General features: G+C 73.5%; 14 protein-coding genes. 8 read left to right on the forward strand and 6 right to left on the reverse strand.

Annotated elements, in window-relative coordinates:
- The first annotated feature begins 23 nt into the window (after positions 1–23).
- Positions 24–1217: a quinolinate synthase NadA gene (gene nadA / locus OG370_RS11110; RefSeq protein ID WP_328463101.1), complete on the forward strand. Its 1194-nt coding sequence runs from the start codon at positions 24–26 to the stop codon at positions 1215–1217.
- A gap of 93 nt (positions 1218–1310) precedes the next feature.
- Here the strand turns inward: nadA and OG370_RS11115 are convergent, their stop codons facing one another.
- Complete coding sequence (locus tag OG370_RS11115) at positions 1311–1883, reverse strand: PadR family transcriptional regulator (RefSeq protein WP_328463103.1); 573 nt, start codon at positions 1881–1883, stop codon at positions 1311–1313.
- A gap of 79 nt (positions 1884–1962) precedes the next feature.
- Between OG370_RS11115 and OG370_RS11120 the strand changes: the two genes are divergently transcribed.
- Both OG370_RS11120 and OG370_RS11125 read left to right on the forward strand, forming a co-directional pair.
- The gene (locus OG370_RS11120; protein ID WP_328463104.1) at positions 1963–2439 is read left to right on the forward strand and encodes a hypothetical protein; all 477 of its coding nucleotides are present in this window, start codon (positions 1963–1965) and stop codon (positions 2437–2439) included.
- Positions 2440–2448: 9 nt separating this feature from the next.
- Complete coding sequence (locus tag OG370_RS11125; protein WP_328463105.1) at positions 2449–3324, forward strand: GNAT family N-acetyltransferase; 876 nt, start codon at positions 2449–2451, stop codon at positions 3322–3324.
- Positions 3325–3396: 72 nt separating this feature from the next.
- On the opposite strand, the gene OG370_RS11130 is transcribed toward OG370_RS11125, so the two are convergent.
- A complete protein-coding gene (locus OG370_RS11130) occupies positions 3397–4458 on the reverse strand; it encodes a nicotinate-nucleotide--dimethylbenzimidazole phosphoribosyltransferase (protein WP_328463106.1) in 1062 nt (353 codons plus the stop codon).
- 140 nt (positions 4459–4598) lie between these two features.
- The gene (locus OG370_RS11135; protein ID WP_328463107.1) at positions 4599–5822 is read right to left on the reverse strand and encodes a bifunctional adenosylcobinamide kinase/adenosylcobinamide-phosphate guanylyltransferase; all 1224 of its coding nucleotides are present in this window, start codon (positions 5820–5822) and stop codon (positions 4599–4601) included.
- Between the two features lie 211 nt (positions 5823–6033).
- Here OG370_RS11135 and OG370_RS11140 point away from each other — a divergent pair, with 211 nt between their 5' ends.
- Positions 6034–6264 (forward strand): hypothetical protein, encoded by a 231-nt coding sequence (locus OG370_RS11140; protein ID WP_328463108.1) that lies wholly within the window; start codon positions 6034–6036, stop codon positions 6262–6264.
- 134 nt (positions 6265–6398) lie between these two features.
- On the opposite strand, the gene OG370_RS11145 is transcribed toward OG370_RS11140, so the two are convergent.
- The 3 genes from OG370_RS11145 to OG370_RS11155 all read right to left on the reverse strand — a co-directional run bounded on the left by OG370_RS11145 (position 6399) and on the right by OG370_RS11155 (position 9230).
- Entirely contained in the window at positions 6399–7520 is a 1122-nt protein-coding gene (locus tag OG370_RS11145; RefSeq protein ID WP_328463109.1) for a S1C family serine protease, read from the reverse strand.
- A gap of 118 nt (positions 7521–7638) precedes the next feature.
- Positions 7639–8412 carry a methyltransferase domain-containing protein gene (locus OG370_RS11150; protein ID WP_328473996.1) on the reverse strand — a complete coding sequence of 258 codons (774 nt, stop codon included), beginning with the start codon at positions 8410–8412 and terminating at the stop codon, positions 7639–7641.
- 227 nt (positions 8413–8639) lie between these two features.
- Complete coding sequence (locus tag OG370_RS11155; RefSeq protein ID WP_328463110.1) at positions 8640–9230, reverse strand: DUF3043 domain-containing protein; 591 nt, start codon at positions 9228–9230, stop codon at positions 8640–8642.
- A gap of 195 nt (positions 9231–9425) precedes the next feature.
- On the opposite strand from OG370_RS11155, the gene OG370_RS11160 reads away from it, so the two are divergent.
- From OG370_RS11160 to OG370_RS11175, 4 genes are all read left to right on the forward strand, one after another.
- Positions 9426–10220: a PspA/IM30 family protein gene (locus tag OG370_RS11160; RefSeq protein WP_328463111.1), complete on the forward strand. Its 795-nt coding sequence runs from the start codon at positions 9426–9428 to the stop codon at positions 10218–10220.
- Positions 10221–10252: 32 nt separating this feature from the next.
- The gene (gene pspAA / locus OG370_RS11165) at positions 10253–10531 is read left to right on the forward strand and encodes a PspA-associated protein PspAA (RefSeq protein ID WP_328463113.1); all 279 of its coding nucleotides are present in this window, start codon (positions 10253–10255) and stop codon (positions 10529–10531) included.
- 244 nt (positions 10532–10775) lie between these two features.
- Positions 10776–12191 carry a sensor histidine kinase gene (locus OG370_RS11170; RefSeq protein ID WP_328463115.1) on the forward strand — a complete coding sequence of 472 codons (1416 nt, stop codon included), beginning with the start codon at positions 10776–10778 and terminating at the stop codon, positions 12189–12191.
- Positions 12192–12200: 9 nt separating this feature from the next.
- A complete protein-coding gene (locus tag OG370_RS11175; RefSeq protein WP_328463117.1) occupies positions 12201–12917 on the forward strand; it encodes a response regulator transcription factor in 717 nt (238 codons plus the stop codon).
- Positions 12918–13033 lie beyond the last annotated feature (116 nt).

Below are 13033 nucleotides of genomic sequence, written 5' to 3' on the forward strand. Positions count from 1 at the left end.
TGCGAAGAAAGGGCTACGGGCCCGTGACCACCACACAAACGCCGACTGTCCCGACGGAGCCCCTGGACGTCCGGCCCACGCCACTGGCCCTACTGCTGCTCGGCCGCGAGTCCGACCCGCGCAGCGAGCGCGGCGTGGAGTGCCCGGGCGACCTGCCCGCGCCGTCCGACCCCGACCTGGTGGCGCGGGCACGGGCCGCCAAGGCCCGGCTGGGCGAGAAGGTCTTCATCCTCGGCCACCACTACCAGCGCGACGAGGTCATCGAGTTCGCGGACGTCACCGGCGACTCCTTCAAGCTCGCCCGCGACGCGGCCGCCCGGCCCGACGCCGAGTACATCGTCTTCTGCGGCGTGCACTTCATGGCCGAGTCCGCGGACATCCTCACCTCGGACGCCCAGCAGGTGATCCTCCCGGACCTCGCGGCCGGCTGCTCGATGGCCGACATGGCCACCGCCGAGCAGGTCGCCGAGTGCTGGGACGTCCTCGCCGACGCCGGTGTCGCCGATGTCACGGTCCCGGTGTCGTACATGAACTCCTCGGCGGACATCAAGGCGTTCACCGGCCGGCACGGCGGCACCATCTGCACCTCGTCCAACGCCCGGCGCGCGTTGGAGTGGGCGTTCGAGCAGGGCGAGAAGGTGCTCTTCCTGCCCGACCAGCACCTCGGCCGCAACACCGCGGTACGCGACATGGGCCTGTCGCTCGACGACTGCGTGGTCTACAACCCGCACAAGCCCGGCGGCGGCCTCACCGCCGAGCAGTTGCGGGCCGCGAAGATGATCCTGTGGCGCGGGCACTGCTCGGTGCACGGCCGGTTCTCGCTGGAGTCGGTCGAGGACGTCCGGGCCCGCATACCCGGGGTCAACGTCCTGGTGCACCCCGAGTGCAAGCACGAGGTCGTCACCGCGGCGGACTACGTCGGCTCCACCGAGCACATCATCAAGATGCTCGACGAGGCGCCCGCGGGCTCCGCGTGGGCCCTGGGCACCGAGCTCAACCTCGTCCGACGCCTGGCCGCCGCCCACCCCGACAAGCAGATCGTCTTCCTCGACAAGACCGTCTGCTTCTGCTCCACCATGAACCGCATCGACCTGCCCCACCTGGTCTGGACCCTGGAGTCCCTGGCCGACGGCAAGCTGGTCAACCGCATCCAGGTCGACGCGGAGACCGAGCACTTCGCCAAGCTGGCGCTGGAGCAGATGCTGGCCCTGCCGTAACGCACCCGCCCCGCACCCCCGCCCGCGCCCGAACGGGCCCGAGCACCCGACGGCCCCGGCCGGCGCACCTCCGCCGCCGGGGCCGCCGCACGCTCAGCGCCGCACTTCCGGCACTTCCGGCACTTCCGGCACTTCCGGCACTTCCGGCACTTCCGCGAGGATGTCCGGCAGTTCACTCATCCAGGCGAGCGCGGCCCGCTCGTAGTGGATGCCGAAGCGCATCGTGGCGCGCTGGTACGGATCGAGGCCGCCCTGCTTCTCCGCGTCGAGGTATCCGGCGAGCCGCTGCTCGTGGGCCGCGCGGTGCCGCTCGACGTACTCGAGCAGCCTGCCGGTGTCGAGATGCGCGCCGAACGCCAGCGTCAGCAGCAGCGGGTACCGGATCTGCTCGGTCTCCGGTGGCTGCGCCATCCACTCCGCGAAAGCCTCCCGCCCGGCATCCGTGAGGGTGTACGGGCGCCGCGAGCGCGTCCCGGTGGCTCCGGCGACGACGAGGCCGCGTTCGTCGAGCGCGCCGAGTTCCCGGTACACCTGGCTGCGCGTCAGGCTCCAGAAGTCCCCGATGAACGCCTCGGCGAATCCCAGCAGTTCATAGCCGCTCGCCTCGCCCGCGTGCAGGAAGCCGAGGAGCGAGGCGGCCGTCGGGTTGAGGTCGGTCCGCGTCACGCACATCTCCCTTGACAGTCCACAGTGGACGGTGTTTGTCTGGTCGACACAGTCCACTGTGGCATATGGGGGAGCTTTCATGCATGCTGTCGTGCTGGTGGTCCATGTCGTGTCCGGCAGCCTCGGGCTGCTGGTGGGGCCGGCCGCGATGCTCGCGCCCAAGCGCCCGGGGCGCCATCCGCTTCTCGGCCGGGCCTACCAGGTTCTGACCGGCGCACTGTGCCTGAGCGCGTTCGGCCTGGTCGCCTACCGGCCCTCGCTGTGGTGGCTCGGCGTGATCGGCGCGCTGACCTGGGCAGCGGCACTGGCCGGCTGGTGGGTGCGGCGTGCGGCCTTCAGCGGCTGGCTGATCTGGCACATCAACCTGATGTGCAGTTCCTACATCTCGTTCGTCACGGCGTTCCTCGTCGTGAACCTGGGGCTGGGGTCGATCGTCGCCTGGGTCCTGCCCGCGGCCCTGGGCACGCCCCTGATCGCGCGGGCCACGGTCCGTGCGCTCCGTCCGCGCCAGGCGCCCGTGAACAGCCCTGAACCGGCGGTCTCTGACGTATCGTAAAGTCGAACGGTGATTCTTCGCCCCGTACGCGATGACGCGCAGGACGCCGGGGTCGTACGGGAGATCGCGGCGGCCGCGTTCGGCGTGCCGCGGTCCCTGGATGACGGCGGGCCGGCCACGGACGACGCGGCACGGGCCGCGCGGCAGGACAGCCGCACGCGGCATCTGGCCAGGTGCGACCCCGGCGGGTGCTGGATCGTCGAGGACGAGACGGCCGGGCCGGTGGGCACCGTGCTGTCGTCGCGGCGCGAGGGCACGTGGGCGCTGTCGCTGCTCGCGGTCGTGCCGGGCGCGCAGGGCAAGGAGGTCGGCAAGGCGCTGCTGGCGCGGGCGCTGCACTACGGGCGGGCCTGCCTGCGCGGGATCGCGTGCGCGCCGAGCGATCCGGTGGCCGCGCGGACGCTGCGGCGCGCGGGGCTGACCCTGCATCCGACGCTGCGGCTGTCGGGGCGGGTGGACACCGCCGGGCTCGACCCGCTGGACGGCGCCGTCCACCAGGGCACCGAACGGCACCGCGATCTGATGGACTCCGTCGACCGGCGCACCCGGGGCGGGGCGCACGGCCCCGACCACGAGGAACTCCTGCGGCACAACGCCCTGTTCGTCGTGGACGATCTCGCGGGCAGCGGCTACTGCTACTCCCGCGGCGGGCATGTCGAGGCGCTCGCGGCGACCTCCCGCCGCCTCGCGACCCGCCTGCTCACCGCGGCACTCGTCGCGACCCCGCCCGGCGAGGCCGCCCGCGTCACCCACGTCTCGGCGGAGTCCCAGTGGGCGCTCGACGTGGCCGTCGCCGGGGGGCTCGACATCACGAACGACGGTTTCCTCTGCTTACGGGGTCTGCGGCCACCCGAACTGGCCATCCCCTCCCGCACGTTGCCCTGAGGGTGCCCCGGACCCCCCGGGCGCCCCGGATCTGTCGGCTCAGGGACCAGCCACGACGGGCCGCGAGGTCCCTCAGTCGACGGGCTGGGGCTCTTCGGAGGGTCCGAGCCCGGCGGAAAGTGCGGCTGCGGCCTGGAGGAGGGGGAGCGCCAGGAGGGAGCCGGCGGCTCCACCGACGGCCACGGCACGGTCGAGGAGAGGTTCGAGGGACACCCGGTCGAGCGCCTTGGCCTGCCCGGCCTCACCCGTGCCGGCCCCGGCCACCCACCAGTCGGGCGCGCGGAAGGCGACCCGCTGGGCGACCAGCGCGCAGGCCGCGCTGACCACACCGTCGAGAACGACAGGCAGCTTACGCACCGCGGACTGCAGCAAGAACCCGGTGATCGCGGCGAAGTCGGCCCCGCCGACCGCCCCGAGCAGCGCGAGCTGATCCCCGAGTACGGGCCGCGCACGGCGCAACCCGTCCCGGATCGCCGCGCACTTCCGCATCCAGGCGAGGTCGTCGATGCCGGACCCCCGCCCGGTCACCACGGAGGCGTCGGTGCCGCAGAGCGCGGCGATGAGCACACCCGCGGCCGTGGTGCCGCCGACGCTGAGGTCACCCAGGAGCACGAGGTCCGTACCGGAGTCGGCCTCCTCGTCGGCCAGCGCCAGCCCGGAGCGGAACGCCTTCTCCGTCTCCTCGGGGCTCAGCGCGTCCTCGATGTCGAGCCGGCCCGAGCCGCGCCGTACCCGGTGCGCGGTGACCGGTGCGGGCAGCTCCGCCGGGTCGCAGTCGACCGCCATGTCCACGATGCGCAGTTCCGCGCCGTACTGCCGGGCCAGGATCGCGGCGGGCGAGGTGCCGTCGAGGGCGGCCCGTACCAGCTCCGCGACGCTGCCCGCGGGCCGCGCCGACACGTCCAGCGACGCGACGCCGTGGTCCGCGGCGAAGACCAGCGCGCGCGGCCGGGTGATCGGCCGCGCCACCACCTGCCCCTGCACCGCGGCGAGCCAGTCCGCCAGTTCGGCGACCTTCCCCAGCCCGCCGGACGGCTGCACCAGCCCGCTCCAGCGTTCCTGCGAGTCCCGGCGCACACCCGCGTCCGGTCGCTCCACCAGGGCCCCGAAGTCGTCCATCTCAATCCCACTCACCCGCCGAACAGTACCGGTCCGCTGCGCTTGGCCGCGCGGACCCTCCAGGCTGCTGTGTTCTGTCGGTTGAGGGACCGCCCACCGACAGGTGGTCCCTGTGCCGACAGCACCGGGCATCCCGGGGGGTCAGGGGCAGCATGTCAGCGGAGGCGGATGGGGAGCCCTGACACCATGAGGAGGACGTGCTCGGACTCCTCCGCAAGAGCGGCGTTGAGGTGGCCGAGGATGTCGCGGAAGCGACGCCCCGCGGAGGTGGCGGGGACGACCCCGGAGCCGACCTCGTTGGAGACGGCGACGACCGTACGGCGGGTGGCGCGCCAGGCGGCGCGCAGGGCGTCGATGTCGGCCTGGACGGCCGCCGCCCCGGTCCGGTGCCAGGTCTCGTCGTCCCAGGCGCCGGCCGCGTCCATCGCGTGGGTCAGCCACAGGGAGAGGCAGTCCACGAGCAGCGGCGCCCCCGCGGGGTCAGCGAGCAGCGGCAGCAGATCGCAGGTCTCGATGGTGCGCCAGCCGGCGGGGCGGCGCGCACGGTGCGCGGTGACGCGTTCGGCCCACTCCGCGTCGCCGTCGCGGGTGCCGCCGGTGGCGACGTAGAGGATGTCGGGGAAGGCGGCGAGGCGCCGTTCGGCCTCGGCGGACTTGCCGGAGCGCGCGCCACCGAGGACGAGGGTGCGGCGCGGCAGGTCGGGGACGTTCTGGTAGTCGCCGACGACCAGGGTCGTGCCGTCGGGCACCGCGCGGGCACCGAGCGCGGCGAGGCGGCGGGCGAGTTCGGGCCCGGGCGGCGCGTCGTGGCCGAGGTGGACCGCCACCACGTCGGTGGTCCCGGCGACGTCGCCGGCTGCCCGCAGCCGGGCGAGCGCGTCGGGCCGCCCGACCACGTCGAGCAGCACCATGTCGTACGGCACCGCGTCCGCCCCCGCACCGTGGTCGCCGTTGTCCGCGAGGCCCGCCGGGGCGCATCCCGGCGGCAGGTAGAGCACGCGCAGCCCCTGCGGCGACTCGATCTCGTACCCGGTGCCGAGGGCGTCGGTCGCGACGGCACGCACCCGGTGCCCGGTCAGCACCGACAGCCGCTGCCCGTCCGGCACCCGGGCCGGCGCGGGCAGCCCGGGCGGGATCTCCACCGGCGGGCCGTCGTGCGGATGCGACAGCAGTACGAGGCGTAGCCCGCCGAGGGTCTGTCCGGCGCGGGCCGCGGCGAGCGCGGCCCCCGGGACCAGGTCGAGCAGCACGACGCCGTCGACGAGCACCGAGGTGGCGCCGCGCGCCCCCTCCCCCGTGGCGAGGGCGCAGGCGGCACAAGGGCAGTCGGGCACCGGCAGGCCCTCGGGGCCGCCGGTGCCGAGCAGAGTCAGTTCCACGGGACGATCGTCTCGCGCCCGGCGGGCGCGGGCGCGCGGGGGCCGCCCGAGCGGCTGCCGTACGACGCCCGGGGCACCCTGGCGCGTGGCGACTTCGGGGCGCCCTCTCGACGGCTCCGGGGCGCGCTGGAAGGATCATCGATGCCCCGGCGAATCGTGCCGATACGCTTCCTGGGCACTGTCCTCCATTTCCCGGACCGAGGAGAAGCACATGGCGTGGACGTGGCGGTTCGAGGCGGCTGACGGCACCGAGGTGGAGCCCGCGGTGCAGCCGGAGGAGTTCCCCACCCAGGGCGACGCCGAGTCGTGGGTCGGCGAGGTCTGGAAAGAGCTTGCCGCCGGCGGCGCCGACCAGGTCACCCTCTTCGAGGACGGCACCCGCGTCTACGGCCCCATGAGCCTCTCCTCGCCAACCGACGAAGCGGCGACGGACGAGCCGTAACGGGCCCCCCGGGTTGCCCGGTCGCGGATGTGCCGGGACCTTCCGGTCCCCGGGTGGCCGGCCGCGCACCCACCGGAAGGTCCCGGAACGCACGGGACGGGGCATTCGGGCGGGTCCGGTCAGGTCAGGTCAGGTCAGGTCAATGACCCGAGGGTGACCTCGGCCGTCTTCGTGCTGGAGTCCCGCACATACGTGACCTTGACCTTGTCGCCCGGCTTGAGCGCCGCCAGCGCCTCGGTCAGCGATTGCACCGTGGTGATCGGTGTGGAGCCGACCTTCGTGATCACGTCCCCGGCCTTCAGCCCGGCCTTCGCGGCGGCGCCGCCCTTCGTCGCGCTGACGATCGCCGCGCCGGCCGGCTGGAAGTTCGATCCGACGACCCCGCGGACGGTCACGTCGAGCGCGGCCCGCCCGGAGTCGGTGACCTTGCCGCTCTTGATGATCTGGTCGGCGATCCGCTTGACCGCGGAGGAGGGGATGGCGAACCCGATCCCGGGCGCCGCGCCGCTGCCGAGCTGGGGGTCGGTGGCGGCGAGGGTGGGGATGCCGATCACCTGGTTGTCGAGGTTGACCAGCGCGCCGCCGCTGTTGCCGGGGTTGATCGCCGCGGACGTCTGCACCATGTCGGGGATGGTGGCCCCGGTGCCGCCGCTGGAGCCGCTGGAGCCGTCGGAACCGCTCTCGCTGACGGTGCGCCCCGTCGCGGAGACGATGCCCTGGGTGACGCTGCTGGACAGGCCGAGCGGGTTGCCCATGGCGAGCACGATCTCCCCGACGGCGGCGGTGCCGCCCGGCGCGAAGGTGGCCGGCTTGAGTCCCTTGGGCACCGAGGAGAGCCGGATGACGGCGAGGTCGCCCGCGGGATAGGACGACACGAGCCTGGCGGCCAGCGGGCTGCCACCGGTGGCCAGCGACACCTGGAACGAGGTGGCGTTCCCGATGACGTGCGCGTTGGTGACGATGTCGCCCTTGCTGTCGTAGACGACGCCGGACCCGAGGTCCTGCTTGGTGGTGATCTGGACGACCGAGGGCAGCACGTTCTTGACGGTGCTCTGGTAGGCGTTCTGCAGGGCGTCCGAGGAGCCGGCCTTGTCCACCGCGGCCTTGGCGACGGGTGCACCGGGGCCGGCGTCGGACGCGGCGCGGGGCGCGGGACTGCACCCGGAGGCGAGCAGGACGGCGGTGCACGCCACGGCGGTACCGGTGACGGGCAGCAGGAAACGGTGGCGGCGGTGGTCGTTGCGCGATCGACTCATGCCCGAATTGTCGCTTTCGCGAAGTCCCGTGGCGCGGCCCGGACCGCCAATCGGGTCGTATGACCGCTCGGCGCGGTACGCAGCTCAGCGCGGCGCTCCGCTCAGCCCCGTACCCCGCTCAGCCCCGTACCCCGCACAGGTGCAGCAGCGCCGCCACCGCGCGGTACGGGTCGGTCCGGCCCGCCTGCTCCTCGGCCGCCAGCAGCAGGTCCAGCTCGTGCGGGTCGGGCGGGATCAGCGCCTGGTCGGGGGCGCTGTCGGTGAAGATCCGCACGCCGTACCAGGCGCGAAGCGGCACCCCGATGCCGTCGAGCACCGCGGTCAGTGCCGCGCGGCGGTCGGCGCGGGTGGCCAGGCCGAGCCGGTTGGTGTACGCGTCGGAGCCGAAGGCGCCCAGCGCGGCCGTCCAGTCGCCGAACAGGCCCGGGCGCATGGCGAGCGCGTCACCGTTGCGCACCAGCAGGGACAGCAGGCCGCCCGGGGTGAGCACGCGGGCCAGCGCGGCGAGCAGCGGCTCGGGGTCGGGGACGTACATCAGCACGCCGTGGCAGAGCACCACGTCGAAGCAGGCGGGGCCGAAGTGCCGGCCGGTCTCGCGACCGTCGCCGCGCAGCAGCACGAAGCGCTCGCGGACGTCCGCGGGCTCGGCCGCGACCGCCTGGTGGAGCGCGGCCAGCATCGCCGGGTCGGACTCCAGGCCGGTGACCAGGTGGCCGAGCCGGGCCAGCCGCAGCGACTGGGTGCCCTGGCCGGGGCCGATGTCCAGCACCCGCAGCCGGCGCCGGGCGTGCGCGCCGGCCGGTTGCGGGAAGCACGCGTCCAGCTGCTCGTCGAGCTGGCGGGCGACCAGCTCCTGGCGGACGGTGTTCCGCAGTCCGCCGAGCCCGGCCAGCCAGTTGTCGGCGCCGCCGGTGAAGCCGCCCGAGCCGGGTCCGCCCGGAAGTGCCGGTCCCGGCCCGCCGCCTCGGCCGAACCCCGTGTCGAACCCGTCACGGGCCCCCGACCCGTCGCCGGAACCGGCCGGCCCGCCAAGCGGCCCGGCGGCGCCTCCGGGCATACCGCCGGGCGCGCCGTCGCCGTATCCGTAGTCGTACCCCGCCGGGCCCCCGTGCCCTCCGGTCAGAGTTTGGTGCCGCGGCTGACCTGCGGCTTCGGCAGCCGCAGCCGCCGCATCTGGAGGGTCCGCATCAGTGCGTAGGCGGTCGCGCCCTTGGTGTTCTTGTCCGCGAACCGCAGCCGGAGCTGGCGGCGCAGCAGCACGCTGGTGACCACCGAGTCGATCACGATCGCCACGATCACGACCAGCCACAGCAGCAGCGACAGGTCCTGCATGGAGCCGGCGATGCTCAGCACCAGGATCACGACCGCCAGCGGCAGGAAGAACTCCGCGACGCGGTAGCGGGAGTCGACGTAGTCCCGGACGAACTTGCGCACCGGTCCCTTGTCGCGCGGCGGCAGGTAGCGCTCGTCGCCTCCGGCCAGCGCCTGGCGCTGCTTGGCCATGTCGACCCTGCGGGACTCCCGGGCCTGCTTCGCCGCCGACTTCCGGTCGGTGGGCGTACTCACCGCCTTACGGCGCTGGCTCTGCGCCTCGCTTCGCTTGGGCGTGGGGCGGCCCTTGGGAGCCTGCGGGTCACGCGACTGGTCCTCCAGCAGCGCCGTGTTACTGGCGCTCTGGGCCTGCTCATCATGGGAACGACGTCGGAACACATCTCCCAGGTTACGTGGTTCCGGCGCCGCACCCCAGCCCCTCACGTACTCCTTGGGCCCTAGGTCACCGAACCGTGATCGTCCCTACGGATGACCGCATCCGATCCCGAACAGTGCGGTAATGGAACCAAGGCCCGTAGGCTGGGGTCTGTAGAGGTGCTGGAGCAGTTGCCGAGAAGGGGGCGCGCGAGGCCCATGAGCGGTGTCATGAAGCGGATGGGAATGATCTTCCGCGCGAAGGCCAACAAGGCCCTGGACCGGGCCGAGGACCCGCGCGAGACCCTCGACTACTCGTACCAGAAGCAGCTTGAGCTGCTTCAGAAGGTGCGCCGAGGAGTGGCCGACGTGGCCACGTCCCGCAAGCGGCTGGAATTGCAGCTCAACGAGCTGAACAAGAAGTCATCCACCTACGAGGACCAGGGCCGCAAGGCGCTCGCGCTCGGCCGGGAGGATCTGGCCCGCGAGGCGCTGTCCCGCCGGGCCGCGCTCCAGCAGCAGGTCACCGACCTGGAGACGCAGCACACCCAGCTCCAGGGCGAGGAGGAGAAGCTCACGCTCGCCTCCCAGCGGCTGCAGGCCAAGGTGGACGCCTTCCGCACGAAGAAGGAGACCATCAAGGCCACGTACACCGCGGCCCAGGCGCAGACGCAGATCGGCGAGGCCTTCTCGGGTATCTCCGAGGAGATGGGCGACGTCGGCATGGCGATCCAGCGTGCCGAGGACAAGACCGAGCAGCTGCGCGCGCGGGCCGGTGCCCTCGACGAGCTGATGGCCTCCGGCGCCCTGGACGACCCGAGCGGCCTCGCCAAGGACGACCTCCAGGCGGAGCTGGACCGGCTCTCCGGCGGCAGCGACGTCGAGCTGGAACTCCAGCGGATGAAGGCGGAGCTGGCCGGCGGCAGTGGCAGCACCCCGGCGATCGAGGGCGGTCAGAACGGCCAGGGCACCCAGGGGCAGCCCCAGGACACGCCCCGGTTCGACAAGAACTAGTCGCCCTACCGAGCCTTACGGAGGAGGCCGTCGTGATCGTACGGATCATGGGGGAGGGCCAGGTGCAGGTGGAGGACTCCCATCTCACCGCGCTCAACAAGCTCGACACCGAACTGCTCGCCGCCGTCCAGTCCGGCGACGAGCCCGCTTTCCGCCGAACCCTCAGCGCCCTCCTCGACGGCGTCCGCGGCTTCGGTGAACCTCTCCCCGACGACGCCCTGATGCCGTCGGAGCTGATCCTCCCGGCACCGGACGCCACCCTGGAGACGGTCCGCGACATGCTCAACGACGACGGCCTCATCCCGGGATAGCCCTCCGGGGCAGTTCGGCCGTCACAACGGTGCCCAACAGGGGCGCGGGGAACTGCGCGGGCAACCGGCCACCGGCCGGTGGTCCGGACACGACAGCAACAGCCCCTTCGGGTCGGTGACGACCCGCGGGGCCGCGACGTGGCTGACCGCGCAGTTCCCCGCGCCCCTGCGTGTGTGCGGCTCCTTCCGCGGAAGAAGCTCGAGACCGCCAGGCACCCCGCAGGGGGTATTACCGTTGCTTACCGTGCAGTACCCATCGGGAGTCCTCGCACCGTGGCAGTGGCTGCGGGCCCACCAGACCACGGCCGACGCCGGGCTGGCGGCAGCCGTCTTCGTGGTGATCCTGCTGGGCAGCGTGCTGGGCGCGGACACCTACCAGCTGAGCCCGGTGGACGTCGGGCTGGCCGCGCCCGCCTGCGCGTCGCTGAGCCTGCGCCGCCGCGCCCCGTGGTCGGTGCTCGCCTTCACCTGCGCGTTGTGCGCCGTGTTCACCGCGCTGCGCCCGGCCGACGGCCGGGTCCCGGTGATCCTGGCGGCGGCGATGGCGCTGTTCACGGTCGCGGCCCGTACCGACCGGCACACCACGTGGCTGACCGGTCTCGCGGTCTGCGTCGGGCTGACCGCGCTCGCGATGTCCTTCGGCAACGGCCCCTGGTACGGCCAGGCGAACTTCGCGGTCTTCGCGTGGACCGGGATGGCGGCCGCGGCCGGTGACGCGGTGCGCAGCCGCCGGGCGTACATCACCGCGATCGAGGAGCGCGCGGAGCGGGCCGAGCGCAGCCGGGAGCAGGAGGCGCGGCGGCGGGTCGCCGAGGAGCGGATGCGGATCGCCCGCGAGCTGCACGACGTCGTCGCCCACCACATCGCGCTGGTCAACGTCCAGGCGGGCGTGGCCGCGCATGTCATGGACTCCCGCCCGGACCAGGCCAAGCAGGCCCTCGCCCACGTCCGCGAGGCGAGCCGGACCGCGCTGGCCGAACTGCGCACCACCGTGGGGCTGCTGCGGCAGTCCGGCGAGCCCGAGGCGCCGATGGAGCCGGCGCCGGGGCTGGCGGTGCTGGACCAGTTGCTGGACGGTTTCCGGCGGGCGGGGCTGCGGGTCGCGGTCGAGTGCGAGGGCCAGGGGCCGGACGGGGCGGAGCCGCCCGCGCTGCCCGCGTCCGTGGACCTGACCGCGTACCGGGTGATCCAGGAGTCGCTGACCAACGTGCAGAAGCACGCCGGGCCGCAGGCGGGCGCGGTGGTGCGGATCAGCCGGGCCGGCGGGGAGCTGCGGGTCGTGGTGGACGACGACGGCGCGCCCGGTGCCGCGGCCGGGCCGGCGTCACCGCTGTTCGGCGGGATGGCGCCGGAGCAGGACGCCGGCGTGGCGCGGGACCGCGGCGGGCCGGAGGAGGCGCGCGGCGGGGCGCCGGAGCGCGTGCGTACGGCGGCGGGCGGCCCGGACGCGGGTGCTTCGGCGCGCGGCACGGGCGCGGGAGGAGCGGGGGGCGGCGCGGGAGGAGCGGGGGGCGGCCACGGCCTGCTCGGCATGCACGAACGCGCCTCCGCGCTCGGCGGGGTCTGCCGCACCGGCGCCCGGCCCGGCGGCGGCTTCCGCGTCTCGGTCCGGCTGCCGCTGGCGGTGCCCCCGCACGGTGCGGCGACGCCGTCCCCGTAACCTGGCCGTATGGCGACGACCCTTGGCAACGGTGACGTTCCCCCGCTCGGCGTCGTGAAGGTGCTGCTCGCCGACGACCAGGCGTTGCTACGGGGCGCGTTGCGCATGCTGGTGGAGTCCGAGCCGGACATGGTCGTGGTGGGCGAGGCGGTGGACGGGGCCGAGGCCGTCCGGCTGGTGCGGGCCGAGCGGCCGGACGTGGTGCTGATGGACATCCGGATGCCGGGCACCGACGGGATCGCGGCCACCCGGGAGATCCTCGCCGACCCCGAACTCGCCAGGATCGCGGTGCTGGTGCTGACCACCTTCGAGGCGGACGAGTACGTGGTGCGGGCGATCCTCGCCGGCGCCTCCGGGTTCCTCGGGAAGGGCGCCGAGCCGGACGAGCTGCTCAGCGCGATCCGCACCGTGGCCAAGGGTGAGGCGCTGCTCTCCCCCGCCGCCACGAAGAGCCTGATCTCCCGGTTCGTCGCCCAGCAGCACGGCGTCGATGACGAACCGCGCACCGTGCCGGGTCTGGACACGCTCACCTCCCGCGAGCGCGAGGTCCTGATCGAGGTCGCCGGCGGCCTCACCAACGACGCGATCGCCGCCCGCCTCGGGGTCAGCCCGCTCACCGTGAAGACACATATCAACCACACCATGGCCAAACTCGCGGCCCACGACCGCGCCCAACTCGTCGTGGCCGCCTACGAATCCGGCCTGGTCCGCCCCCAACGCCCCTGACCTCGGGGAGCGTTGCCGCCGGGAGGGCACCGCGCCGGAATTCCGCCGCCGAGAAACGCACAGATTCGGACAGGTGAACGCGCTCTCAGAAAAATGAAAGCAACAAATGTTGACCC

Source organism: Streptomyces sp. NBC_00448 (assembly GCF_036014115.1).
Taxonomy (GTDB): Bacteria; Actinomycetota; Actinomycetes; order Streptomycetales; family Streptomycetaceae; genus Actinacidiphila.